Below are 22,928 nucleotides of genomic sequence, written 5' to 3' on the forward strand. Positions count from 1 at the left end.
ACGGGCGGGACCGTCCCGGTCGCGTCGCTCTCACTGCGGTCCTCGATGATCGAGGGGGCTCCGGCGCCCCTGCCGCCGGGGAGCCCCGTGAAGCGGAGGACATGCCGTTCCCTGCTGCGCTCGATGTCGCGGAGGCACGAATCGACTGTCGACTCCGCGTTCGGAGACTCGGAGTAGAAGCTCTTCTCGAGAGAGCACTCGTACGGGCCGTGCTCACGAGCGATGACATGAGCCGTACGGCTGCGGAGAAGGATCTCGGCACGGGCCAGTCGAGCACACAGGCTCTGCCGCAGCGCTTCATCTGCGTCGCAGACCGCTCGGACGTCCTCGAACGAGACTCCGTCCGCGAACGAGTCGTCCCCGTCGTGCGGAGCCCGCTGGAAGTAGCGGGCGTACCCGGAGAAGCGGTAGTAGTTCTGCGCGGCCAGGTAGCTCGTGCAGGCCTCCCCGTCGGCGATGCCGAGCCCGCGGTCACGGAGGAGCTGGACCTGCTGCTTCCACGACAGGCTCGGTCTCCGTGCCATCGCAGTACCTCGGTGCCGAAGAAAAAGGCCCCTCCCATGTGAGCATCGCGGAGAGGCTTGGGAGGGGGTCGATCGGATCGAATCTACCAGGCGTCCCTCAGCCGTGGTCCCTGCGGCGCCACTCGACCAGCAGGTGGCACGAGTGCTGATCGGACCATCGCCGCAGGACGGAGAGGGCCGACCGCCGCGGCGCCGAACGCTGCGGGTCTTCGAAGGCGCGGGGCGGGCGAGTACTCTCGGGAGCCTCATGGCACGCGACAACGAACCGACCGTCACCCTCACCGATCCGCTCGAGGAGCGCCTGCGCGCGCAGGTCGCCCGCGAGGGGGAGCGCAGCGTCGCCCTGCGATCAGCGGCCCTGCTCACCGGCGGCTACGAGGGCGAGTCCTTCCTCCTCACCGTGGGCGGCGAGCACGCCGACGGGATCCTCAAGGGAGCGCCCTCCCTCTACTGGCCCGAGCTCTGGGGCGCCCGCGCGCTCCTCTACGTCTGGGACGACGACGCCGCCGACGCGGTGACCGCCGGACTCGCGAACCCCTCCTGGCGCGTCCGCGAGATGTGCGCCCGCGTCTGCGCCGAGCGCGTGCTGGGCGGGCAGAAGAAGCTGTCCCGCCTGACCACCGACGAGCACCCCCGGGTCCGCGCGGCCGGAGCGCGCGCTCTCGTGGCGGCCGCTCTGGCGGGGATCTCCTCCGGTCGCGACGCGAAGGGCGAGTTCGCGGCGAGCGTCGAGGCCGTCCTGACGGGCATGCTCCGCGACCCGGACCGCGACGTCCGCCGCGCCGCGCAGCAGTCGGCCGACGCGCTGCGGGACGCCCGCTCAGCCTGAGCGGACCGTCCGCCGGCGGTCGAGGCGTCGCGAAGGGCCGCCTCCCGGCTCGGATGACGACCGTTCGTGACGCCTCGGAGCCCCGGGGGCTCAGCCGACCAGGTGCGTCGCGCGCTCGAAGGCGCGCTTCAGCTCGTCGCGCTTGCGGGGCTGGCTCATCGCCCGCTGGCCGGGGCTCCACGAGTCGATGACCGTCGGGCCGTCGACCAGGTACGGCTCGATGTTCTTCTTCCAGCCGCTGGTCGGCGCGGTCCCGGCGTTGACGACGACCCGCAGGTCGGGGAGCAGCGGCAGGAGCCGACGCAGCTCCATCGCGCCCTGCCGCACCTCGTCCGCGTCGGGGGCGCCGTCGAGCTGCCACGGCACGATGTTCCAGACCAGGGTGCGGGCGTGCAGTCCGACCTCGTCGCGGAGGGTCCAGGTCGAGGCGGCGGTCGCGTCGTCGTTGTCGACCGAGACGAAGCCGGAGCCGTCGGGGCCGGTCGACATCGGTCCCGGGGCCTCCAGCACGATGAGCGCACGCGCCTCGACGCCGGCCTCGGCCGGGTCGAAGTCGGGCACCACGGCACCCGGATGCCTGCGGGTGCGCCGGGCGAGGAGCTCCTCGCGGAACGCCCGGAGGGGCTGCACCGAGGGCTCGTCCTCGAGCAGGGCCCGGCGCTCGTCGAGGGCGGAGCGGTCGCGGAAGCCGTACGGCTCGGTCAGGAACACCCTCCGAGGCTAGTCGCGATCCGCCCAGCCGCGGCGGGCGGGCCTGCGGGCGCCCTCCTGGGTGACCCCGGCAGGGCCTGGCTCGCGCCGCCCCCGGCTCCTACGGTCTGACTGCAGTCGAGAATCTGGACCGGAGGGGGTCACCGTGTCGGACGAGCCGTCAGTGAGCATCGGGGTTCCGTACGTCGAAGGGGGGTCGTCGCCGCAGGTGCTGGACGTGTACAGCAGGTCGGTGTCCCCGGCCGAGGACGCTGCTCGGCCGGCCGTCGTGCTGATCCACGGCGGCGGGTGGTTCCGGGGGGACAAGAGCAAGGAGCGGGCGCTCGCGACGATGCTGGTCGACGCCGGCTACCTCGTGTTCGCGGCGGACTACCGCGAGGCTCCGGACTCGGTCTTCCCGGCCAGCAGGGACGACGTGCTCGCCGCGGAGCGGTGGGCGGTCGCGTCCGAGTGGGCGTTCGACCGGAGCAGGCTGGCGTTCTTCGGCGGATCGGCGGGCGGGAACCTGGTCGTGGAGGCCGCGATCGCCACCGGTCGGCCCGCCGTCAGCTGGTCGGGGATGTTCGACCTCCTCGGCATCGTCGAGGCGACCGACGACCTCCCGGCCACGCCGACGACGCAGGACCTCGACGCCATGAAGAGCGCCGACATCAACCAGACCGGCCGGAACGACGCCTTCCTGCGCTGGACGATCCTCAACGAGGTCGGGGGCGACCGCGGGCTGCTCACCGCCGCCTCCACGACGCGCCACGCCTCCCCGGACGGCGGGCCGGTGTTCCTGGCCAACTCGCTCGGCGAGTTCGTCCCCGTGAGCGACGCGCAGGCCATGCAGGCGGCGCTCTCCGCGGTCGGAGTCGCCAGCACGCTGCAGCTGATCCCGGGCACCCGTCACGCCGAGGGGTACACGGAGGCGGCCATCGGCCCCTCGCTCGCCTTCCTCCGCGACGCCCTCCCGTCGGCCCGAGCATGACGACGACGGAGTTCGCCGGAGTCGGAAACGTCTTCTACTTCGTCGACGACCTCGACGCCGCGATCGCCTGGTACTCGGCGCGGCTCGGGCGCGAGCCCGTCGTCCGCGGCGGGGCGCTCGTGGCCTACGACCTGGACGGCACCCGCCTGACGCTGCACGAGCGGGACGAGCTGAACCGGCCCGGACCCGACGGCACGAGCCCGTACTGGACGGTCCCCGACGTCGACGCCGTCGTCGCCGACTGGACGGCGAACGGCGCCGTCGCCCACCGCGGTCCGAAGACGGTGTTCACGGGGGAGCGGCTGTGCCAGCTGCTGGACCCGTTCGGCAACCTCTTCTCGGTGCGGCAGGCCGTGCCCCGTGACTGAGGACGTCGCTCCGGCTCCCGCCGCCCCGGCGCAGACGTCCGCGCCGACGCAGCCGTCGGCCTGGGCGCCCATGGCGATCACCGCCTTCCGCGTGCTGTGGTTCGCCCAGCTGGGCAGCAACATCGGCACCTGGATGCAGACCGTCGGAGCCCAGTGGTACCTGGTCGAGGCGGCCGCGGGCGCGGCGGTCGTCGCGCTCGTGCAGACAGCGAGCCTGGCGCCCTCGATCCTCGTCGCCCTCCCCGCGGGCGTGCTGGCCGACTCGCTCGACCGGCGGCGGCTGCTCATCTGGGGGTCGTCGGCCAGCGCGCTGCTGGCGGCCGCTCTGACGGTCGTGGCGGCGGTCGGCGCGCTGACGCCGTGGACGATCCTGGCCTTCACCTTCCTGCTCGGCATCACCTCCACCCTGACCTCGCCGGCCTGGCAGGCGATCCAGCCGGAGCTCGTGCCCCGGAACCTGATCGCGGCGTCGTCGGCCCTCGGCGGCGTGACCGTGAACGGCGCCCGCGCGGTCGGCCCGGCCCTGGCGGGAGTCGTCCTCTCGGCGTTCGGCGCTCCGGTGGTCTTCGGCATCAACGCCCTGAGCTTCATCGGCGCCGTGCTCGCCCTGCTCTGGTGGAAGCGGCCGGCGCAGACCGGCCTCGACGACCGCGAGCAGTTCGGCGCCGCGCTGAAGGGAGGGATCCGGTACGTCGCCTCCGCGCACCTCGTCCGCCGGATCCTCCTCCGCTCCGCGCTCTTCGCCCTGCCCGCCAGTGCGCTCTGGGCGCTGCTGCCGCTCACCGCGAAGCGCCTCCAGCTCGACTCCAGCGGCTACGGCTTCCTCCTCGGGGCCCTCGGTGCCGGCGCCGTGCTCGGCGTCTTCGCCCTGCCGCTCGCCCGCCGGAAGCTCTCGGACGACGTCGTGATCGGGGCGAGCGCCGTGCTGTTCGCGGCGGGGACGCTCGCGGCGGCCTTCCTGCCCCTCGTCCCGGCGCTGCTGCTGCTGGTCCTCGCGGGGCTGGCCTGGATCGGCACCCTCACCGTGCTGAACGCGGCGCTGCAGCTCACGCTGCCGCAGTGGGTGCGGTCCCGCGGAGCCTCGATCTACATCCTGGTCTTCATGGGGACCATGGCGGTCGGCTCGATCGGCTGGGGTCTGGCCGCGCAGGTGCTCGGCACCGCGCCCGCGTACGCCGCGGCGGCCGCTCTGCTCCTCCTCGTGGCGGCCAGCGTGCGGGTGCTGCCCCTGCTGCCGGGGACGGGCACCGTCGACCGCAGCATCTCGATGTCGTGGCCCACGCCCACGCTGGTGTTCGAGCCGGAGCCGACGGACGGGCCGGTGATGGTGCAGATCTCGTGGACGGTCCGCCCCGGCTCCCTCGCGGACTTCCGATCGGCCATGCGGCTGCTGGAGAGCTCCCGCCGCCGGACCGGCGCCTCGCGGTGGGCGCTCTACCGGAGCGGGGAGGAGGCCGACGTGCAGCTGGAGACGTTCATGGTGCCCTCGTGGGGCGAGTTCCGGCGGCAGGAGACCCAGCGGCTCACCGGCCGCGACCGCGAGATCCGCGCGGCGGCGCTGACCCACGCCGACGGCGATCCTGTCGAGCGGCACTTCTTCCCGAGCGCGACGCCCTCCTCCTGAGAGAGGGAGCGGCGGCGAGCCGTCCCCGCGATCGTCGAGACGGCCGGCGAGCGGTGTCCCGGCGGCAGGCGGACGCCTCGCCGCGCGTCCCGGGCGCGAGGGCGGAGGTGCGCTGCGGTCAGCCGCCGACGGTGGAGCCGAAGCCGGACTTGCCGGAGGAGCCGAAGCCGCCGGAGAGGGTCGCCTTCGAGCCGACGGTCGAGCCGGCCGGTGCACGCTGCACGACGTCGGGCTGGGTCGCTCCGCGGGCCGCGAAGCCGCCGGACGCGACGGGCGCCCAGCTGGTCGCCCGCGTCGAGTTCCAGCGCGAGGACGCGAAGATCAGCGGGCCGAGCCAGAAGCCGCCGGCGTAGTGCCCGCGGTACTCGTCGGTCGCCTCGCACAGCTGCTCGGGGTCGTCGCCGACCTCCTCGCCCTGCGCCTGGAGCTGGGCGATCTGCTCCCGCACGTCGGCGAGGCAGTCCTCGCGGCTCGCGTAGACGGGGCGCTCGGCGTTCTCGGGGATGACGTAGTCCTGGCCGTCGGCTCCCGTGGCGACGACGCCGTCGGTCGAGGGGCCGCCGTTCGCGAGGGCGACGGCGAGTCCGACCGCGCCGACCGCGACCGCGCCGCCGATGAGCAGGCCGCGGCGGTTCTTCGCGATGCCGCTGATGCCGACGCTCCGGGAGCGGTGGGGAGCGGTGCGGGTGGAGCCGTCGCCGGACCCGCTGCTCGTTCCGCCGCTCGGCGTGCCGGAGCCCGCCCCGGGCTCGCGGCTGCCCCAGTCGTTCCCGGAGCTCGGCGTCCCCGAATCGCCGGGGGTGCGGTCGTCGTCCGTCATCGGGTCTCCTCGTCCTGCGGGCGGGCCGCGCGGGTGTCCTGCGGCCGGTCGTGCTCGGGGGCGCCGTACTCGGGCGCGGGGGTGCCGGGCGCGGGAGCGCCGTAGGCGGGGGTGGCGCCGTGCCCGGGGCGGGAGGCGGCCGACGCGCCGTCCGCGGCCGTCGCGACCCCGTCGCTCCGTCCGCCCTCGATGTAGTGGGGGACGAACTCCGCCAGGTCGCCGGTGATCAGGCCGCTCGTCTCGCGCACGTCGATGCCGGCCGGGGTCTCGCCGACGATCCAGCTGCCGATGACGACGGTCTTCCCGTCGACCCGGGCCAGCTCGGCGCGCTCCTGGTGGATGAAGCCCTCGGCGCCGTAGCTCCCGCCGTTCTCGGCGACGACCGAGCCGTCGGCGTCGAGGACCGTCACGTTAGCGCCCTCCCGGCCCAGGCGCGGCTTGCGCACCTGCGCGGTGCCGGGCAGCGGATGCACGGAGGCGGGCAGCAGGTTCGGGTGGCCGCGGAACATCTCCCACAGCACCACCAGCAGCTGCTTGTTGCTGAGCAGGAGCTTCCACGCCGGCTCGACCCAGCGGGTGCGCTCGCGCCGGTCGAGGAGGAGGCCGCCGAACTGCTCGCCGAGCATCCACTCCCACGGGTACAGCTTGAAGACGTGGCGGATCGGCTCGCCGTCGCCGTCGAGGAAGCCGGCGCCGTCGAGCTCGTAGCGGATGTCCTCGACGAAGATCAGCTTGGGGTCGAAGCCGGCCTGCGCCGCGGTCTCGGCCATGTAGGCGACGGTGTCGGCGTCCTCGACGATCAGCTCGCCGTCTCCGGAGTCGTGCAGCGACGCGAGGTGCAGCCGGGCGCCCTCGTCGAGGCTCCAGCGCTCGAGGCGGAGGTGGCGCCACTGCTCGACGAGCTGCTCGTGCAGGCTGTTGAACTGGTCGGCGTCGGGACCCTTCGTCTCGACGAGCCACTGCCACTGGGCCGCGGCCGTCTCGACCAGCGAGGTCGGGGTGTCGGCGTTGAACTCGAGTAGCCTCACCGCGCCCGCGCCGTCGTAGGCGAGATCGAAGCGGCCGTAGACCGTGGGGTCGTCCTCATCCCACGAGGTGCGCACCAGGTCGTGGAAGCGGGGCGGGATGCCGAACTCGGCGAAGCGGCCCTTCCGCACCACGAGCTCGCACGCCTCCATGCAGAGGTCGAAGAGCTCCGAGGTCGTGCGCTCGAGCAGGTCGATCTCGGCGGGCTCGAAGGAGTAGGCCGCGGACTCGTTCCAGTAGGGGCGGCCGCCCTCGGAGGGGAGGTCGTAGAAGCTGAAGCCGATCTCGTCGCAGCGGGCTCGCCAGTCCGGTCGCGGAGTGAGGGTGTGTCTGCGCATGATGTCCGGCAAGTGTAGGTCGGGCGTCCGCGTGAGGGCAGGGGGTGGCGCCGTCCTCCGCGCTAGCCTCGACGGGAGCGAAAGGCCGTGCCATGACCGCACCCCTCCCGCTCGCGGGCGTCCGCGTCCTCGAGCTCGGCAACTTCATCGCGGCGCCCACCGCGGGCCGGCTGCTCGCCGACTTCGGCGCCGAGGTGATCAAGGTGGAGCGGCCCGGCACGGGGGACGAGCTGCGCCGCTGGCGGCTGCACGAGGGGTCCGAGACCTCGCTCCTCTTCCACACGATCAACCGCAACAAGCGCTCGATCGCGCTCGACCTGCGCACGGACGAGGGGCGGGACGCCGTCCGCCGCCTGGTCGCCGAGTGCGACGTGGTGCTCGAGAACTTCCGGCCGGGCACGCTCGAGCGCTGGGGGATCGGGCCGGCCGTGCTCGACGAGGCCCGGCCCGGCATCGTGATCGGCCGCATCTCCGCCTTCGGGCAGACCGGCCCGCTGTCGGCCCGGCCCGGGTTCGCGGCGGTCGCGGAGGCGATGGGCGGGTTCCGCGAGCTGGTCGGCGACCCGGACCGGCCGCCCGTGCGCGTGGGCGTCTCGATCGGCGACTCGATCGCCGGGCTGTACGCGGGCTACGGAGTGATGATGGCGCTGTTCCAGCGCGAGACCCGCCGCTCCGCGGGGCTGGATCCGGCACCGCTGGCGGAGCGGGTCGTCGACGTGGCGCTGCACGAGGCGATGTTCTCGATGACGGAGTCGCTGATCCCCGATTTCCAGGCGCACGGCATCGTCCGGGAGCGCGTCGGCGGGCGGATGGAGGGCATCGCCCCGACCAACGCCTACACCTGCGCCGACGGGGCGAGCATCGTGATCGCGGGGAACGCGGACGCGATCTTCCAGCGGCTGATGGCGGTGATCGGCCGCGCCGACCTGGGCGAGGACCCGGCGCTCGCCTCGAACGAGCAGCGCTGGGCCCGGCGCGACGAGCTGGACGCGGCGATCGGCGTGTGGACGGCGCGCCGCACCGCCGCCGAGGCGCTCGCGGTCCTCGACGACGAGGGCGTCCCCTCCGGCCCGATCTACACGGCCGCCGACATCAGCGCGAGCGAGCAGTACGCGGCGCGCGACATGATCCAGGCCTTCGACGTCGAGGACGCCGGCGGCACCCTGCGCGGCGTGGGCTTCCCGGGGATCGTGCCGGTGCTCGGCGGCCGCTCCCTCCCCATCCGCTCGCTCGCGCCCGACCTGGGCCAGGACACCGAGGAGGTGCTGGGGATGCTCCGGCGCACCGGTCCCGCTGCTCCCTCCGCCGGCGGGGCTGCTGCTGCAGCTCCGGCCGCTGCTGCTGCTCCCTCCGCCGCCGCTGCCGAGGAGGCCGGCCGGTGACCGCGCTCGCCTCCGCGCGCCTGCGCGACGTCACCCTCCGCGACGGCCTGCAGCTCACCGGCAAGCTCCTGACGACCGAGCGCAAGGTCGACCTCGCGCGCACGCTGCTCGCCGCGGGAGTGCCCGAGCTCGAGATCGGCTCGCTCGCGCGCAGCGACCTCGTCCCTCCGATGGCCGACACCCTCGACGTGATCGCCGCGCTCACTCCCGAGGAGCTGGAGCGGTGCTGGGTGTGGGTCGCGACTCCGCGCCACGTCGAGCGTGCGGCCGCCGCGGGGGCGCGCCGCTTCCAGTACTGCTTCTCGGCGTCCGACTCGCACAACCTCGCCAACGTCGGCAGGCCGACCGAGGCGAGCATGGCCGCGATGCCGGAGGCGGTCGCGCTCGCCGAGAGCGTCGGCGGGCGGATCCAGCTGTGCATCGCCACCTCCTTCACCTGCCCGTTCGAGGGCCCGGTCGACCCGGAGCGCGTGCTCGCGATCGCGCGCGACCCGCGAGCGGAGGGAGCGGCCGACGTGGTCGTCTGCGACACGCTCGGGCAGGCGCACGCCGGCCAGGTGGCGTCGCTCGTCTCGCGCGTGGCGGCGGAGACCCCGCCTCGCGAGATCGTGTTCCACGGGCACGACACCTGGGGCTCGGGCGTCGCGAACGCGATCGCCGCCGTGCAGGCCGGGGCCGCGGTGGTCGACGGCGCGCTCGGCGGCCTCGGCGGCTGCCCCTTCGCACCGGGCGCCAGCGGCAACACGGCGACCGAGGACCTCCTGTTCGCCCTGCGCCCCGACTGGTTCACGCCCGGCGCGCTCGCGGTCCTCGTCGGCGAGTCGGAGGCGCTGCTCGCCGAGCTCGGCGAGCCCGGCAGCTCGAAGGCCGCGCAGGGCGCCCGCTCGAACGCCCCCGCCTTCCCCTGGGCGCTCTGAGCGGATCGTCCCCCGCTCGCCGGTCCGAGGCGTCGCGAACGGCCGCCTCCCGCCGCGGAGGACGACCGTTCGCGACGCCTCGACAGCGGCGTGCGGGGTCAGCGCGCGAGCAGCGCGCCGAGGCGTGCGCGCTCGGCGCGGAGGACGTCGACCAGGAGGGACCCGTCGGGTGCGGCGAGCCAGCGCTCCAGGGCGAGGTCGAAGAGGGCGGAGGCCGCGAGGGCGGCGAGGGCCGCGTCCTCCGGCGCGACTCCGGCGTCGACGAGGGCGGCGCGCATGCTCTCGGCGAGGGCGGCCGACTTCAGGAGCTCGCGCTCGCGCAGCTGCGGCTCGGAGCGCACGACGGCATGGCGGGCGGCGATCGGAGCGCGCCAGGTCTGGAGGTCGCCCGAGGCGGCCGCCTCGAGGCCGTGCATCACGAGGTCCATCGGCGCGAGGCCGGCGGGGGCGCCGGCGAGCAGGCGGCCGACGATCTCGGGGAACTCGCGCTCGCGGAGGAAGAGGACGTCGCGCTTGTCGGCGAAGTGGCGGAAGAAGGTGCGGGTGGTGAGCCCGGCGCGCTCCGCGATCGCGGGGACGGTGGTGCCCGCGTAGCCGTGCTCGGCGAAGAGCTCCATCGCCGCCTGCTCGAGGCGGAGGGCGGCGTCGGGGGCCCAGCGTGACATCCGCCCAGGATAGCTGACGACACGACGTGTCATCAGGAGTAGTGTGACGACACGTCCTGCCATCACTTCCGACTGGAGCCGCCCGTGCCCGAGAACGCCGCCGCCCTGCTGACCGCCCCGCGGGCCGGCCTCGTCGTCCGCCCCGCTCCGATGCCCGTCCCCGGTCCGGGGGAGGTCCTGCTGCGCAACCGCGCCCTGGCCGTGAATCCGGTCGACGAGATGAAGCAGTGGACGGGCGATCTGATGTTCCGGTGGGTGCCGTACCCGGCGGTGCTCGGGGAGGACGTGGCCGGAGTGGTCGAGGCGGTCGGCCCTGGAGTCACGCGCTTCGCCGTCGGCGACCGGGTCGTCGCGTACGCGGTCGGGATGGAGCGCGGGCGGCGGAACCGCGACGAGGGCGCCTTCCAGGAGTACACGGTCGTGCGCGAGGACCTGGCGGCGCCGATCCCCGACCGGCTGGGCTTCGAGGAGGCGGCGGTGCTGCCGCTCGCGGTCTCGACGGCGGCGACGGCGCTGTTCCAGCGGGACCACCTCGCCCTGCCGCACCCGAGCGTCCCGGTCCGGCCGACGGGCAGGACGGTCGTGGTCTGGGGCGGGACGACGAGCGTGGGGAGCAACGCGATCCAGCTCGCCGTCGCCTCCGGGCACCGCGTGGCGACGACCGCGTCCCCCCGCAACCACGAGCGGATGCGCGAGCTGGGCGCCGAGATCGTGCTCGACTACCGCAGCCCCACCGTCGTCGCCGACCTGGTGGCGGCGCTCGCGGGCCACGAGGTCGCGGGGGTGCTCGCGATCGGGACGGGCTCCGGTGCTCCGTCGGTGGCGGTGGCCGCGGCCACCGGAGCGCGACGCGTCGCCCTGGCCAGCCCCTCCGTCTCGTTCGGCTCGCTCCCGCGTCGGCGCGGTGTCAGCGCCGCCTTCGTGCGGACGATGCTGCGCCTGGTCGGCGGCACCGCGGCGCTGCAGATCGCGGCCCGTCGACGCGGCATCCGCGCCCGCTTCGTCTGGGGCGGCTCGCTGATGACGAACGAGGTGGGGCCGATGCTGTGGCGCGACCACCTGCCGGCGGCGCTCGCCGAGGGCCGTCACGTCTGCGCCCCGGCGCCCGAGGTGGTGGGGGAGGGGCTCGCCGCGCTGCAGCCCGCCCTCGACCGGCTGCACGAGGGTGTGTCGGCGGTGAAGCTGGTCGTCCGGCTCTGAGGGGCGGGCTCCGGCAGGCCGGGCTCCGGACCGGCCCCGTGCGGAGGGATCGGGCGGGGTCCGGCGCCGAGCGACCAGCCCGAGAATCAGGCCGGTTCCTCCGGCCCTCCGGCGACCGCCGCAGCCGCTCCGCCCGAGCCGTGCCGCCGAGTGGCCGCAGCGCCGGAGCCTCGGTATCGTGGCGCGCTCCGACGCGACCCGAGGAGACCCCGTGATCCGCCGCACCGCCCCCGGAGCCGCCGCGCTCCTCCTGCTCGCCCTGACCGGCTGCTCCGCAGGGTCGTCGCCCGCGGCGTCCCCGTCCGCCACTCCGGAGCCGGTCGGCGGCCTGGGGGTCGCCGTCTCGGCGCTCTGCGAGGCCGGCTCCGATCCGCAGTGCGTCCCGGTCGGCGGGCAGGACGTCCTCGTCGATCCCGAGGACTTCACCCGCGCGGGCGTCGCCGCGGTCGAGGCCGATCCGAGCACGGGGGTCGTCGACGTCCGGTTCGACGAGGCGGGCGCCGCCCTCCTGCGCCGCGGCTCGCAGGCGGCCATCGACGAGGGGGCCGACGCCCGGCTCCTCCTCCGCGTGGGCGACCGGGTCGAGTCGGCGCTCTCCGTCATGCAGCCGATCGAGGGCGACACCGTGCAGATCGTTCCCGCGGAGGGCGACGCGCAGGGGCTGGTCGACCGGATCCTCGCCGGCTGACGCCCGCCTAGGATCGGCGCATGGCGAAGGGTTTCCGCACGGAGCGCGCGCAGGCGCTCCTCCTCGCACAGCCCTGGGCGCTCTCGCTGGTGAGCGCCGTCTTCGTGGCGGGGATGCTCTGGCTGGCGGCGGACGCGGGCTGGGATCTCGGCGCGGTCGTCGGCGGCGGACGCCGGCACGCGCCGCTGTGGCTGGTGCTCCTGCTCGGCCTGCCGCTGTTCGGCGCCGGAGTGGTGCTCGGCGCGGTCCGGCAGGTGCGGCTCCTGCGGCGGCCGGCGGCGCCGCCCGTCCCGAGTCCGGAGGCGGAGCGGCTGCGGCGCGAGGGCCCGGGCTGGCTCAGCCGGCGCGAGGACGAGCAGGCGGCGCAGGGCGGGACCGGGAGCGCGCAGGGCGGCACCGGCGGCACACCGGACGTGATCGGCAGCGCTCCCGACGGCACGGACGACCCGCGCGACGAGGCCCGCTGATCGCGCCTCAGAGGTGCAGCATCCCCCAGTCGATGATCACGGCCAGCGCCGTGTAGGCCGCGGCCACCGCTCCGACCGCCTTGCCCGCGCGGTCGAGGTCGGCCTGCGGGTCCGGACCGGCGTCGGCGACGACCCGGAGCAGCGCTCCGACCAGCGCGATCAGCGTGATCGCCAGGATCCAGACCTTGAGCGACGCGTGCGGGTCGACGTGCGCGAGCGTCAGCGCGACGACCGGCACCGCCACCACGAGCACCGACGCCAGCACCAGGAGGCAGCCGCGCCGGGTGAGGCCGGTCGGCCCGAAGGAGCCGCCGCGCATCCAGGCGCGCACGCGCTGCCTCCGTGAGGCGGGCGGACCGCCGGCGGAGTCCGCGTCGGTCGAGGGCCCCCAGTCCTGCGCGGTCGTCATCGCGCGGTGCCGGAGCGGTCGGGAGTCGGGCTGGGCCGCATCGGGTCCTCCAGGAGACGAGGGGGCACGTCGGACGGTGGTGCCGACCCCTCAGTCTCGGGAGCGCCTCCGGCAGCGGCAAGCGCCTCTTCCGGACATGTCCGGAAGAGGACGCTCAGGCCCGTCCCTGCAGGATCAGGTTCCAGTACACCCACGGCAGGACGCGGCGGTCGGCGAGGTAGGTGAGGCGCCGCTCCTTCGCCAGGCCCGTCCAGAAGGGGACGGTCGGCTTCGGGCGGTAGCGGTCGTCGAACTCGGCGAACACGACGCTCGACCGCGAGACCACGAAGGGGCAGACGGAGTAGCCGTTGTAGACGCGGGGGAGCGGGCGCCCCTTCTGCGCGGCGACGAGGTTCTTCGCGAGCGTGGTGGTCTGCTGGCGCAGTGCTCCTCCGGACTTCGAGTTGACCGTGGCCGCCGCGTCGCCGAGCGCCCACACGTCGGGGAACCGCGGGTGCCGCAGGGTCAGTGGGTCGACCTCGACGAAGCCGCCCTCGTCGCCCTCGGCGGCCAGTCCGGTGCCGGCCAGCCAGTCGGGGGCCGACTGCGGGGGCACGGCGTGCAGCACGTCGTACGACAGCGTCTCGCGCGGGCCGTCGGTCGAGCGCCGCACGCGGTCGGGGCCGGGGAGGGCGGTCGCGCGCTCGTCGACGGCGAGGACGACCCGCCGCTCGGCCGCGTCGACCTCGACCAGCTCGCGGCCGTAGCGGACCTCGATCCCGTACTCCGCCACCTTCCGCTCGAGCTCGGAGTCGATCAGCGGCATCCCGAACAGGGTGGGGGTCGGCACGACGAGCACGACGCGGATGCGGTCGAGGACGCCGGTCGCGCGCCAGTAGTCGCAGGCGAGGTACATCGGCTTCTGCGAGGCGCCGGAGCAGGTGCCGGGGCCGCCGGGCTGCGTGAAGACGACGGTGCCGGAGCGGACATCGCGGAGCACCTGCGACGCCTTGCGGGCGTACTCGTACTCGTAGTTGGACACTCCGAACGGCGAGTCCATCGCCTCCTGGAGCCCGGGGACCGCGGCCCAGTCCTTCTGGATCCCGGGGCAGACGACGAGCTGCCCGTAGCCGACGGTGCGGCCGGAGAGGAGGGTGACCGTGTGCGCGACCGGGTCGATCGTCTCGACGCGGTCCTGGATCCAGACGACCCCCTTCGGCGTCACCGAGCCCTGGGGCCGGGTCGCCGCGGAGGCGGGTGCTGTGCCGCCCGCGACGTGGGAGAGCATCGGCTGGTAGACGTGGGTCGACCGGGGCTCGATCACCGCGACGTCGTCCACTCCGGAGCGCCGCAGCCGCCCCGCGGTCGAGAGTCCGGCGTTGCCGCCGCCGATGATGAGGACGTCGTGGCGGGCCGCGCCGGGATCGGTCATGGCCTCACCCTAGGGGCGCGCCGGGGCGAGCGGACGGGCTTGCGCAGACCCGCGGAAGGGGGGTGCGCTCGGAGTGCCCCGGGACGGTGATCCCGCACGGCCGCCCGGCTCGCGTCAGGCCGCCTCGAGCGCCTGGATCGCGGTCCTCGCGGTCGCGCAGGGGTAGGAGTCGTACCCGTCGTGGGCGTCGAAGGCGCGGCACTCGGCGCAGCGCAGCCGCACTCCGGCGCCGCCCTCGAGGACGCGCTCGGGGCGGTGCCCGTGCAGGATGACGGCGAGGCTCGCGACGAGGGGGTCGCTGCTCACCAGCGCGCTCCGCAGCGCCTCCGACCGGCGGCGGAGGTAGTCGTCCGCCACGGCGTCGATCGACTGCTCGGGGAGGTCCGGCTCGGGCCAGGAGGCGGGCCGCTCGACGGGCAGGTCGAGCTCGTCGAAGCCCATCGACCAGTCCGGGAAGCGGCGCTGCTCGTGCACGCTGGTCCAGACGGTGACCACGCCCTCGTGCCGCGGGTCGGCGAGGATCCGCGCGTAGAGCGAGCGCACGTCGGACTCCTCGCCCTCGAGCAGCTGCATCACGCGGCGGCCGCGGAAGACGAGCATCCCCGAGACGCCGTGCTCGACGTTGTTGCGGCGGCTCGTCTCGAGCAGCCGGCGGATCTCCCCCGAGCCCAGGTCGCGGTCGAGGGTGCTGACGTAGACGACGGTGAAGACGAGGGAGTCGCGCCGCGGCGAGTGCTCGACGAGGTGGAGCGTCGCGGGGGAGCGGGCGCCGGTCTCGGGGTCCATCAGGGCCGCGACCTCCGGGAACTCGAGCCAGATCAGGTCCTCCGGAGCGCTCGGCTCCACGGCGGTGACCGCCGGGACCGCGTCCAGCCACTGCGTCCGCTGGCGGAGGTCGGCGGCGACGGCCTTCTCGTCGAGCCCGGGCAGGAGGCCTGCGGCGCCGGAGACGAAGAGGCTCGTCGCGGAGTTGAGCAGCAGCGTCACGACCGTCGCGTGGCCGTCGCCGCCGAGCACGGGGAGCTCGACACTGTCGGTGCGGCCGTGGGCGGCGAGCCCGGAGGCGTAGGAGACGAGTGCGTCGGCGACCGCGTCCCCCACCTGGAAGGTCGCGCCGGCGTACTGGATCTGCTTCACAGCCCTACGATGCGCCTGCGGCGGATCCACGGGTAGGGGTACCGGTGCCGGGTGGAGCGTGCAGGGGTCGCGGCTGCTCCCGTCCGAGGAGCACGGAGCGGCGGGACCGCGCCCAGTCGGCCGTCGAGCGGGCCGGCGTCCCCGTGATCCGCTCGACCTCGTCGGTGAGCACGTCGACGCCGTCCAGGCCGCGGCGGGCGACGACTCCGAACTGCCGGCGGAGCCCCTCCGCCTGCCACGCGGACATGCCGGTGAGGCGCAGGACTCCGGCGAACACGCGGCTGGGCAGGTGCAGGTAGCGGACGCGCCGCCCCAGGCCCGCGGTCAGCTCGCGGGCGGCGCCGGGCCCGTCGAGCAGGGCCGGTCCGGTGAGGACGGGCTCGGCGCCGGTGTGCCCTCCCGCCTCGAGGACGTGCGCGGCGACCCGGGCGATGTCGGCGGTGTCGATCCACGGGATGACGCCGCGCCCCATCGTCTGCGGGAGCAGACCGCGCGAGATCGCGGGCGCCGAGGGCTCGAGGTTCGTCAGGAAGCCCGAGGCGTGGAGGATCGTCGCGGGCAGCCCGGAGGCGCGCACCCGCTCGTCGGTCCGCCAGATCGCGCGGCCCCAGGGGAGCGGCGAGTGCTCGGCCGCATCGCCGCCGGAGAGCTGCACGAGCGCGCGGACGCCCGCCTCCTGGGCGGCGCGGACGGCGGTGGCGCCGTGCTCGGCCTGGCGCGGGGTGGCGGCGGTGACCAGGAAGAGCTGGTCGGCGCCCCGGAGGGCGGCGGTCAGTGCGGCCCCGTCGCCGAGGTCGGCGATCCGCGCGTCGAGGCCGCGGGCCGCGAGGGCCGCCGCCTGCTCGGGCCGGCGGACGATCGCGCGGACGGGCGCGCCGGCCGCCACGAGCCGCTCGAAGGTCTTGCCGCCGACGTCACCGGTGACTCCGGTGATCGCGATCACGTCGCTCATGATTCCTCCTAGGTATCAACTAACTGATACTCGAAGACTACGCCGCTACGCTCGGTCCATGTCCTCGGAGTTCTCCCTGACCCGCGACGACGTCGACGCGATCGCCGCCTGGACGGTCATCCGCGCCGCCCGCGACCTGGCGAGGCGGGTCGGCGACGCGCTCGCGCCGGTCGGGCTCAGCCCGGTCGAGTTCGGCGTGCTGGCGCAGCTCTCGGCGGCCGACGGGCTGACGCAGGCCGACCTCGCCCGCGCCGTCGGCGTCCGCCCGCAGAGCATGACCGCCCTGGTCGCCGGGCTGGCGGAGCGGGGCCTGCTCGACCGGGGCGCCGAGCGCGGCCGCGGCCGTCACTCCCGGATCGCCCTGACCCCGGCGGGGCGCGACCTCCTCGCGGCCGCCTACCCGCTCGTGCGGGCCGGCAACGCGTGGTTCGGCGGCGAGGAGCGCGCCGACGCCGTCGCGACCGCGCTGCGCCCGCTGCTCGGCGGGCAGCCGGGCCCGGGGCACGAGGTCCCCTGAGCGGACGGGGCGGTGAGGCTCGGCAGCGGGAGAGACGGCTCCTCCTCCGAGCGCTCGTGCACACCCGGCCCCCTCGCGGGTGCCACCGGTACCCTGGTCCGGTGCCCCTGACCCTCCCTCCGCTGAGCCGCGCCCGCGCGCGCGCTGCCGCGGCGTACCCGACCCGGCTGCTGCTGACCAAGCGCGCCTCGGGCACGAACGGATGGCTCAGCTCGTGGGGGACGAACGCGCACGGCGAGATCGCCGGCTGCCCGCCGCCGCGCGGCTGACCCGCGACCGCCCCTCCTCCGGAGCCCGCGGCCGCGTTCCCGCGCTCACCCACCCCTCCGGACGGAACCCCTCATGCCGCACCAGCCCCTGCCCGCCGATCAGGCCCCCCACTCGATCTGGCGGGGACTCCGCCAGACCCTCCAGAAGGACACGGTCGGCGGAGCGTTCCTGCTCACCGCGACCCTCCTCGCCCTGATCGTCGCCAACAGCCCCGCGTCCGCGCTCTACACCGCGGTCCGCGACTTCCGCTTCGGCCCCGAGGCCCTGCACCTCGAGCTGAGCGTCGGGTCGTGGGCGGCCGACGGCCTGCTCGCGATCTTCTTCTTCGTCGTCGGGCTCGAGCTCAAGGAGGAGTTCGTCGCCGGCAAGCTCCGCGACCCCAAGACGGCGCTCGTGCCGATCGTCGCGGCCGTCGGCGGCGTGGCCGTCCCCGCCCTGATCTTCACCGCGGTGAACCTGCCCCGCGGAGGAGCCGCGCTGGACGGCTGGGCGATCCCCGCCGCCACCGACATCGCCTTCGCCGTCGCGGTGATCGCCGTGGTCGGCCGCTTCCTCCCGCCGGCGCTGCGGACGTTCCTCCTCACGCTCGCCGTGGTGGACGACCTCATCGCGATCACGATCATCGCCGTCTTCTACACCGCCGGCATCGACGTGCTGATGCTCCTGCTCGCGCTGGTGCCGCTGGCGGTCTTCGCGGTCTGCGTGCAGCGCGGCGTGCGCGCCTGGTGGGTGCTGATCCCGCTCGGAGTGGCGACGTGGGCGCTCGTGCACGCCTCGGGCATCCACGCGACGGTCGCGGGCGTGCTGCTCGGCTTCACCGTGCCGGTCGTCGCGACGAAGCGCGCCCGGGTGCGGGTGGGGTCGGACGCGGAGGGGCGCCCGGTCTACGACGGCCTCGCCGCGCACTTCGCCGATCGCTGGAGCGTCCTCTCGACCGCGGTCGCGGTGCCGGTCTTCGCGTTCTTCTCGGCCGGAGTGACGGTCGGCGGAGTCGCGGGTCTGGTCGACTCGTTCCAGGACTCGATCGCCGTGGGCATCATCGCAGGCCTCGTGCTCGGCAAGCCGCTCGGCATCGCCGGGAGCACTTTCCTCCTGACCCGGTTCCGCGGCATCGGCCTGGATCCGTCGCTGCGCTGGGTGGACGTGATCGGCATGGCGTTCGTGGCCGGCATCGGATTCACGGTGTCGCTGCTGGTCGGCGAGCTCTCGTTCGGCGCGGGCAGCGAGTCCGACGACCACGTGAAGGTCGGCGTCCTGGCCGGCTCGTTCCTCGCGGCGGTGATCGGAGGCGCGATCCTCTCGGTCCGCAACCGCCACTACCGCCGCCTGCAGGGCTGACGCCCGGCGGGATCTCGCGGCGCCCGCTGCCCGATCAGCAGGCGCCTCCTGCTGGTCGAGCAGCCGCCGCAGGCGCCCTGTCGAGACCCGCGCGGCTCAGCCGTGCAGGCCGTGGACGACCGCGTGGCCGCGGCCGCGGGAGATGAGCAGGCGGTTCACCGGGGTCGTGACGACGAAGGCCAGGGCCAGGGCGCCGGCGAGCGAGCCCCAGAAGAGGCCGGACGAGAGGCCCGCGTCCATCGCTCCGGGGATCGCGAGCACCACCGTGTTGTCGACGACCTCCATCACGGCGATCGAGACGGTGTCGGCCGCCAGCGCGATGCCGACGGCGGCGCGCCACGTCACTCCGGAGCGGAGCACTCCCCGCAGCGTGAGCGCGTAGCCGAACACGAACGCGAGGACGATCGAGAGGGCGACCGTCGCCAGGGCGGGCAGCCCCAGGGCGGAGCCGATCACCATGCCGAGGACCTCGCCGATCGCGCAGCCGGTCAGGCAGTGCAGGGTCGCGAGGGCGGCGGCGCGCCAGGTGGTCGGGTGGTGGTGGGCGTGGTCGGTCATGGTGTCTCCTCCGGTTCGGTCCAGGGGAGTGCAACATACCCCCGGGGGGTATATTCCCGACCCGGCCGTCGGAGTCTCCTCCGGCTCCGCAGGCGCGCGAGCCGTTCGCCCGGGCGCGCTATCCTCGCCCCGTGCTCCTCCGAGCACCGCCCCTCGACACCAGGAGCCCCGATGGCCGCCCCCACCGTCCTCTTCGTCTGCATCCACAACGCCGGCCGCTCGCAGATGGCCGCCGGCTACCTCCGCGCCCTCTCCGGCGGCGCCGTCGAGGTCCGCTCCGGCGGCTCCGAGCCCGGCGACAGCATCAACCCGATCGCGATCGAGGCGATGGCGGAGGAGGGCATCGACATCTCGCAGGCCGTCCCGCAGCTGATGACCACCGAGCAGGTCCAGGCCTCCGACGTCGTGATCACGATGGGCTGCGGCGACGTCTGCCCCGTCTTCCCCGGCAAGCGCTACGAGGACTGGGACCTCGCCGACCCGAAGGGCCGACCGCTCGAGGAGGTCCGCTCGATCCGCGACGACATCAGGGCCCGCGTGCAGGCGCTCGTCGCGGAGCTGCTGCCCGCCTGAGCCGTTCGATCCCGTCCGGCCGCGTCAGCGTTCGGCGGGAGGCGGGAACGTCCGCCCGACCGGAGGCGAGCCCGCCGGGAGCGCCGCGCGCGCCCGGTGCAGGAAGACGGCGGTCATGACGGCCCGGGCGCGGGCCGGCGACGAGTCGAGCGGGCCGATCAGCTCCTCGATCCGCGCGAGCCGGTCGTAGAGGGTCTGCCGGCCGATGCCGAGCGCGGCCGCCGTCGCCGTCTTGCTCCCCCACAGCGACGCGAAGGCCTCGAGGGTGGCGAGCAGCTCGCCGCGCTGGGCGCGCAGGGGCCCGAGCACCTCCTCGACGAGGTCGTCCGCCTCCGGATCGTCCTGCAGGGAGCTCGCGAACCGCTCCAGGCGGTACTGGCGCGAGTCGACGACTCCGCCTGCGGGCGCCCACTCGCGCGCGCCGCGCACCTCCGCCAGCTCCCGGGGCACCCGCTCCTGCCCGCCGAGCCCGCTTCCGACGCAGAGCAGAGCGTCCGAGTCGAGGGCGGCGCCGAGGCGCAGGAGCTCCGTCCGGCCCTCCTCCATCGCGGCGGCGGTGGCGAACGGCAGCAGCGCCAGCAGCTCGGAGCCGACCACGCAGAGCACCGGACCGGGATCCGCTCCCGCGCCCGTCAGGAGGCGGAGCAGAGCGCGGAGCCGCCGGTCGTCGTGACCGGTGTCGGCCCGGACGCCGAGGTAGCGCTCCCGGGATCCGGCGCCGAGGCGGCCGAGGAAGGCGTCGATCTGGAGGTCGGCCGCCGGGTCCGCGCGCTCGACAGACGCGATCGCGAAGAGCTGGGCGGTCAGCCGCTCGGTGACCGACGGCGGGCGGTGCCGGAGCACGGCGATCGCGAGGACGTCCGGCGCCCGGTCGAGCGCGACGGCGACGGCGTGGAGGTCGGCGTCGGCGTGGGCTCGCAGATGCAGGGTGCCCAGGAGGGAGTCGCCCGCGTGCAGCACGTTCGAGAACGTCCCGGCCGTCGGCTCCGTGTCGACGCCCGGCCCGGGCGAGGCGCGGGCGATCTCGTCGCCCGTGAGCGAGACGAGCGAGGCGGAGGCGCCCGTCGCGGAGGCGACGACCTGCAGGAGCTCGTCGACGCCGGCGTCCCCGGAGGCCGCGTCGGCCAGAAGACCGGACACTCTGTCCGCCAGTCGGATGCTCCGGAACTTCTGCTCGGTGAGGTGGGTGTTGATGCTCTCGCAGACCTGCACGAAGGGGACGCGCCGGGGCAGGGCGAGCACGGGGAGGCCGAGCTCGTCGGCCGCCGCGACGATCGGCGGCGGCACCGCGGGCAGGCGCGGCGAGAGCTCGAGAGCGAGGGCGCCGACTCCCGCGTCGACCAGAGACCGCACGTACTCGCGGCACTCCGCCGGGTCCTGGTCGGTCGAGAGGAGCGCGCCCTCCATCAGGAGCAGCTCGCCCCCGAGGAGGAGGGGGGCGATGTCGAGCTGCTCGCTCGTGTGGGCCCAGCGGATCACGGCGCGCTCGGCGGCCGCGTGCCCGGCGGCCACCACCGGGAGCATGGCGGCGAGGCGCGGATCCCGCATCGCGTCCGACAGCAGGTAGGCCATACAGAACGTCCTCTCGCGTCACGGCGAATTTACACGCGGACGCGCCGCCCGAAACGGGTCCGCACGAGAGTGGAGCCTCACCGGGCGCCCCGCCCTCCCCTTCATCCCCCTCCCCGAGAGGATCCGCCATGAGCACCGACACCCTGCACGGCACCGCCGACGCCGAGGACGCGCTGAGTCCCCTGCCCGACTCCCGACGCACCGCCCGGCTCGACGGGCAGTTCTGGATCTGGGCCGGCGCCAACATCGCCCCCATCAACTGGGTGCTCGGCGCCCTCGGCGTGAACATGGGCCTCGGCCTGGCGGACACCGTCACCGTCCTCGTGCTCGGCAACGTGGTCGGGATGGCGGTGTTCGGCTTCTTCGTCCTCCTCGGCCAGCGGACGGGGGCGACCGGGATGCTCGTGGGACGGGCGATCTTCGGCCGGCGCGGCAACTACGTCCCGGCCGCGATCCAGGCCGTGGTCGTGATCGGCTGGTGCGCCATCAACACCTGGATCGTCCTCGACCTCGTCATCGCGCTCCTCGGCTCCGTCGGCGTCGTCGACCCGGAGCAGGCGAACGTCGGCTGGAAGATCGCGGTGGCGGCGGTGATCATGGCGGTGCAGGTCGCGATCTCCTTCCTCGGCTACCGCGCGATCGCCGCCTTCGAGCGCTGGACCGTGCCGCCGACCCTCCTGGTGCTGGCGATCATGTCGGTCGTCGCCTGGTTCTTCCTCGACATCGACTGGTCCTACGCCGGCCCCGCGGAGGGCGCGCTCACCGGAGGCGACCGCATCGCGGCCATGTCCATCGTGATGACCGCCATCGGCATCGGCTGGGGCCTCACCTGGCTCGCCTACGCCGGCGACTACTCCCGCTTCGTCGGACCCCGCTCCTCGAAGCGGGGGCTCTACCTCGCCAGCGTCCTCGGCCAGTTCATCCCGGTGGTCTGGCTCGGCGTCCTCGGCGCGACCCTCGCGACGAAGAACGGCTCCGTGGATCCCGGGGAGCTGATCGTCGAGAACTTCGGTGCCCTCGCGATCCCCGTGCTGCTCCTGGTGGTGCACGGTCCGATCGCGACCAACGTCCTGAACATCTACTCGTTCGGCATGGCGACCCAGGCCCTCGACATCAGGCTCGGGCGCCGCGCGCTCAGCCTCATCGTCGGCGTGCTGGCCTTCGCGGCCGCGGTGTTCTTCGTCTTCCAGTACGACCTCGCCACCACGCTCGACGCGTGGCTGGTCGGCCTCGTCGGCTGGGTCGCCCCGTGGGGTGCGATCGTGCTGGTGCACTACACCGTGTTCGAGCCGCGCGTCCGCTCCTTCGGGCACCTGTTCGCCCCGGTCGGCTCGCCGCTGCTGCCGGACGTCCGCTGGCGGGCGCTGCTCTCCTTCGCGATCGGCGCGACCCTGACCTGGCTGTTCATGAACGGCTCGGTGCCCGCCCTGCAGGGTCCGGCCGCGACCGCCCTCGGCGGCGTCGACGTCTCGTGGCTCGCGGGCGGAGTCTCGGCCGGCATCGCCTACCTCCTGCTCGGCCGGGACGCTCCCGCCTGGGTCGAGCGCCGGGAGTCGGCCGCGCCGGTCGCCGCGGAGCCCGAGCCCGTCCGCGGCTGAGCCCGAGCCCCTCCGCGGGCCGGCCCCCTCGCGAGCCGGCCCGCGGAGGGGCTCGGGCTCAGCC

General features: G+C 74.7%; 24 protein-coding genes and 1 pseudogene. 14 read left to right on the forward strand and 11 right to left on the reverse strand.

Annotated elements, in window-relative coordinates; genetic code table 11:
• Positions 1-122: 122 nt before the first annotated feature.
• Positions 123-773: pseudogene (locus tag C5D66_RS17655) on the reverse strand (Abi family protein); the annotation flags it as partial.
• On the opposite strand from C5D66_RS17655, the gene C5D66_RS13975 reads away from it, so the two are divergent.
• Complete coding sequence (locus C5D66_RS13975) at positions 772-1,353, forward strand: HEAT repeat domain-containing protein (protein ID WP_258061259.1); 582 nt, start codon at positions 772-774, stop codon at positions 1,351-1,353. The pseudogene C5D66_RS17655 and the gene C5D66_RS13975 sit on opposite strands and share 2 nt — an antisense overlap.
• Positions 1,354-1,443: 90 nt before the next feature.
• Here the strand turns inward: C5D66_RS13975 and C5D66_RS13980 are convergent, their stop codons facing one another.
• The gene (locus C5D66_RS13980; protein WP_104255600.1) at positions 1,444-2,064 is read right to left on the reverse strand and encodes a hypothetical protein; all 621 of its coding nucleotides are present in this window, start codon (positions 2,062-2,064) and stop codon (positions 1,444-1,446) included.
• 232 nt (positions 2,065-2,296) lie between these two features.
• On the opposite strand from C5D66_RS13980, the gene C5D66_RS13985 reads away from it, so the two are divergent.
• Genes C5D66_RS13985 through C5D66_RS13995 form a run of 3 tightly spaced genes read left to right on the forward strand, consistent with a single transcriptional unit; the run spans position 2,297 to position 5,026 of the window.
• The gene (locus tag C5D66_RS13985) at positions 2,297-3,034 is read left to right on the forward strand and encodes an alpha/beta hydrolase (protein ID WP_181125766.1); all 738 of its coding nucleotides are present in this window, start codon (positions 2,297-2,299) and stop codon (positions 3,032-3,034) included.
• Positions 3,031-3,402: a VOC family protein gene (locus tag C5D66_RS13990; RefSeq protein ID WP_104250023.1), complete on the forward strand. Its 372-nt coding sequence runs from the start codon at positions 3,031-3,033 to the stop codon at positions 3,400-3,402. Before C5D66_RS13985 ends, C5D66_RS13990 begins: the two co-directional genes overlap by 4 nt.
• Entirely contained in the window at positions 3,395-5,026 is a 1,632-nt protein-coding gene (locus tag C5D66_RS13995) for an MFS transporter (protein WP_258061260.1), read from the forward strand. The genes C5D66_RS13990 and C5D66_RS13995 overlap by 8 nt, the downstream gene beginning before the upstream one ends.
• Positions 5,027-5,144: 118 nt before the next feature.
• Here the strand turns inward: C5D66_RS13995 and C5D66_RS14000 are convergent, their stop codons facing one another.
• Positions 5,145-5,846, reverse strand: coding sequence for a hypothetical protein (locus tag C5D66_RS14000; RefSeq protein WP_104255603.1), 702 nt, complete (start codon positions 5,844-5,846; stop codon positions 5,145-5,147).
• On the reverse strand, positions 5,843-7,210 hold the full coding sequence (locus C5D66_RS14005; protein ID WP_146079255.1) for a glutathionylspermidine synthase family protein: 1,368 nt from the start codon (positions 7,208-7,210) through the stop codon (positions 5,843-5,845). The genes C5D66_RS14000 and C5D66_RS14005 overlap by 4 nt, the downstream gene beginning before the upstream one ends.
• Before the next feature lie 92 nt (positions 7,211-7,302).
• Between C5D66_RS14005 and C5D66_RS14010 the strand changes: the two genes are divergently transcribed.
• Positions 7,303-8,592 (forward strand): CaiB/BaiF CoA-transferase family protein, encoded by a 1,290-nt coding sequence (locus C5D66_RS14010; protein WP_104255604.1) that lies wholly within the window; start codon positions 7,303-7,305, stop codon positions 8,590-8,592.
• Positions 8,589-9,509, forward strand: a complete 921-nt coding sequence (locus C5D66_RS14015; protein ID WP_181125767.1) for a hydroxymethylglutaryl-CoA lyase — start codon at positions 8,589-8,591, stop codon at positions 9,507-9,509. The genes C5D66_RS14010 and C5D66_RS14015 overlap by 4 nt, the downstream gene beginning before the upstream one ends.
• A 98-nt stretch (positions 9,510-9,607) precedes the next feature.
• Here the strand turns inward: C5D66_RS14015 and C5D66_RS14020 are convergent, their stop codons facing one another.
• Entirely contained in the window at positions 9,608-10,174 is a 567-nt protein-coding gene (locus C5D66_RS14020) for a TetR/AcrR family transcriptional regulator (protein WP_181067937.1), read from the reverse strand.
• Positions 10,175-10,258: 84 nt separating this feature from the next.
• Between C5D66_RS14020 and C5D66_RS14025 the strand changes: the two genes are divergently transcribed.
• From C5D66_RS14025 to C5D66_RS14035, 3 genes are all read left to right on the forward strand, one after another.
• On the forward strand, positions 10,259-11,374 hold the full coding sequence (locus C5D66_RS14025) for a zinc-binding alcohol dehydrogenase family protein (protein ID WP_104255606.1): 1,116 nt from the start codon (positions 10,259-10,261) through the stop codon (positions 11,372-11,374).
• Between the two features lie 211 nt (positions 11,375-11,585).
• Positions 11,586-12,062, forward strand: a complete 477-nt coding sequence (locus C5D66_RS14030; RefSeq protein ID WP_104326944.1) for a hypothetical protein — start codon at positions 11,586-11,588, stop codon at positions 12,060-12,062.
• A 20-nt stretch (positions 12,063-12,082) separates the two neighbouring features.
• Positions 12,083-12,529, forward strand: a complete 447-nt coding sequence (locus tag C5D66_RS14035) for a hypothetical protein (RefSeq protein ID WP_104326945.1) — start codon at positions 12,083-12,085, stop codon at positions 12,527-12,529.
• Positions 12,530-12,536: 7 nt separating this feature from the next.
• Here the strand turns inward: C5D66_RS14035 and C5D66_RS14040 are convergent, their stop codons facing one another.
• From C5D66_RS14040 to C5D66_RS14060, 4 genes are all read right to left on the reverse strand, one after another.
• Positions 12,537-12,938, reverse strand: a complete 402-nt coding sequence (locus C5D66_RS14040; protein ID WP_104226999.1) for a hypothetical protein — start codon at positions 12,936-12,938, stop codon at positions 12,537-12,539.
• 154 nt (positions 12,939-13,092) lie between these two features.
• Positions 13,093-14,349, reverse strand: coding sequence for an NAD(P)/FAD-dependent oxidoreductase (locus tag C5D66_RS14050; protein ID WP_104255609.1), 1,257 nt, complete (start codon positions 14,347-14,349; stop codon positions 13,093-13,095).
• 114 nt (positions 14,350-14,463) lie between these two features.
• Positions 14,464-15,486, reverse strand: a complete 1,023-nt coding sequence (locus tag C5D66_RS14055) for a BLUF domain-containing protein (protein ID WP_104234353.1) — start codon at positions 15,484-15,486, stop codon at positions 14,464-14,466.
• A 4-nt stretch (positions 15,487-15,490) separates the two neighbouring features.
• The gene (locus C5D66_RS14060) at positions 15,491-16,438 is read right to left on the reverse strand and encodes an NAD(P)H-binding protein (RefSeq protein WP_104255610.1); all 948 of its coding nucleotides are present in this window, start codon (positions 16,436-16,438) and stop codon (positions 15,491-15,493) included.
• 58 nt (positions 16,439-16,496) lie between these two features.
• On the opposite strand from C5D66_RS14060, the gene C5D66_RS14065 reads away from it, so the two are divergent.
• From C5D66_RS14065 to nhaA, 3 genes are all read left to right on the forward strand, one after another.
• Complete coding sequence (locus C5D66_RS14065) at positions 16,497-16,955, forward strand: MarR family winged helix-turn-helix transcriptional regulator (protein ID WP_160035578.1); 459 nt, start codon at positions 16,497-16,499, stop codon at positions 16,953-16,955.
• A 101-nt stretch (positions 16,956-17,056) separates the two neighbouring features.
• Complete coding sequence (locus C5D66_RS17265; RefSeq protein ID WP_159940701.1) at positions 17,057-17,224, forward strand: hypothetical protein; 168 nt, start codon at positions 17,057-17,059, stop codon at positions 17,222-17,224.
• 73 nt (positions 17,225-17,297) lie between these two features.
• Positions 17,298-18,563 carry a Na+/H+ antiporter NhaA gene (gene nhaA, locus C5D66_RS14070; protein ID WP_104255612.1) on the forward strand — a complete coding sequence of 422 codons (1,266 nt, stop codon included), beginning with the start codon at positions 17,298-17,300 and terminating at the stop codon, positions 18,561-18,563.
• A 96-nt stretch (positions 18,564-18,659) separates the two neighbouring features.
• Here the strand turns inward: nhaA and C5D66_RS14075 are convergent, their stop codons facing one another.
• Positions 18,660-19,121 (reverse strand): DUF4396 domain-containing protein, encoded by a 462-nt coding sequence (locus C5D66_RS14075; RefSeq protein WP_104234357.1) that lies wholly within the window; start codon positions 19,119-19,121, stop codon positions 18,660-18,662.
• Positions 19,122-19,292: 171 nt separating this feature from the next.
• On the opposite strand from C5D66_RS14075, the gene C5D66_RS14080 reads away from it, so the two are divergent.
• Positions 19,293-19,694 (forward strand): arsenate reductase ArsC, encoded by a 402-nt coding sequence (locus C5D66_RS14080; RefSeq protein ID WP_104222419.1) that lies wholly within the window; start codon positions 19,293-19,295, stop codon positions 19,692-19,694.
• A gap of 24 nt (positions 19,695-19,718) precedes the next feature.
• On the opposite strand, the gene C5D66_RS14085 is transcribed toward C5D66_RS14080, so the two are convergent.
• Positions 19,719-21,266 carry a PucR family transcriptional regulator gene (locus C5D66_RS14085; protein ID WP_104255613.1) on the reverse strand — a complete coding sequence of 516 codons (1,548 nt, stop codon included), beginning with the start codon at positions 21,264-21,266 and terminating at the stop codon, positions 19,719-19,721.
• A gap of 128 nt (positions 21,267-21,394) precedes the next feature.
• Here C5D66_RS14085 and C5D66_RS14090 point away from each other — a divergent pair, with 128 nt between their 5' ends.
• Positions 21,395-22,864 (forward strand): cytosine permease, encoded by a 1,470-nt coding sequence (locus C5D66_RS14090; protein WP_104274153.1) that lies wholly within the window; start codon positions 21,395-21,397, stop codon positions 22,862-22,864.
• The last annotated feature ends 64 nt before the right edge of the window (positions 22,865-22,928 follow it).

Origin of the sequence: Rathayibacter sp. AY1B4 (genome assembly GCF_002932815.1) — a bacterium.
Lineage (GTDB): Bacteria > Actinomycetota > Actinomycetes > Actinomycetales > Microbacteriaceae > Rathayibacter.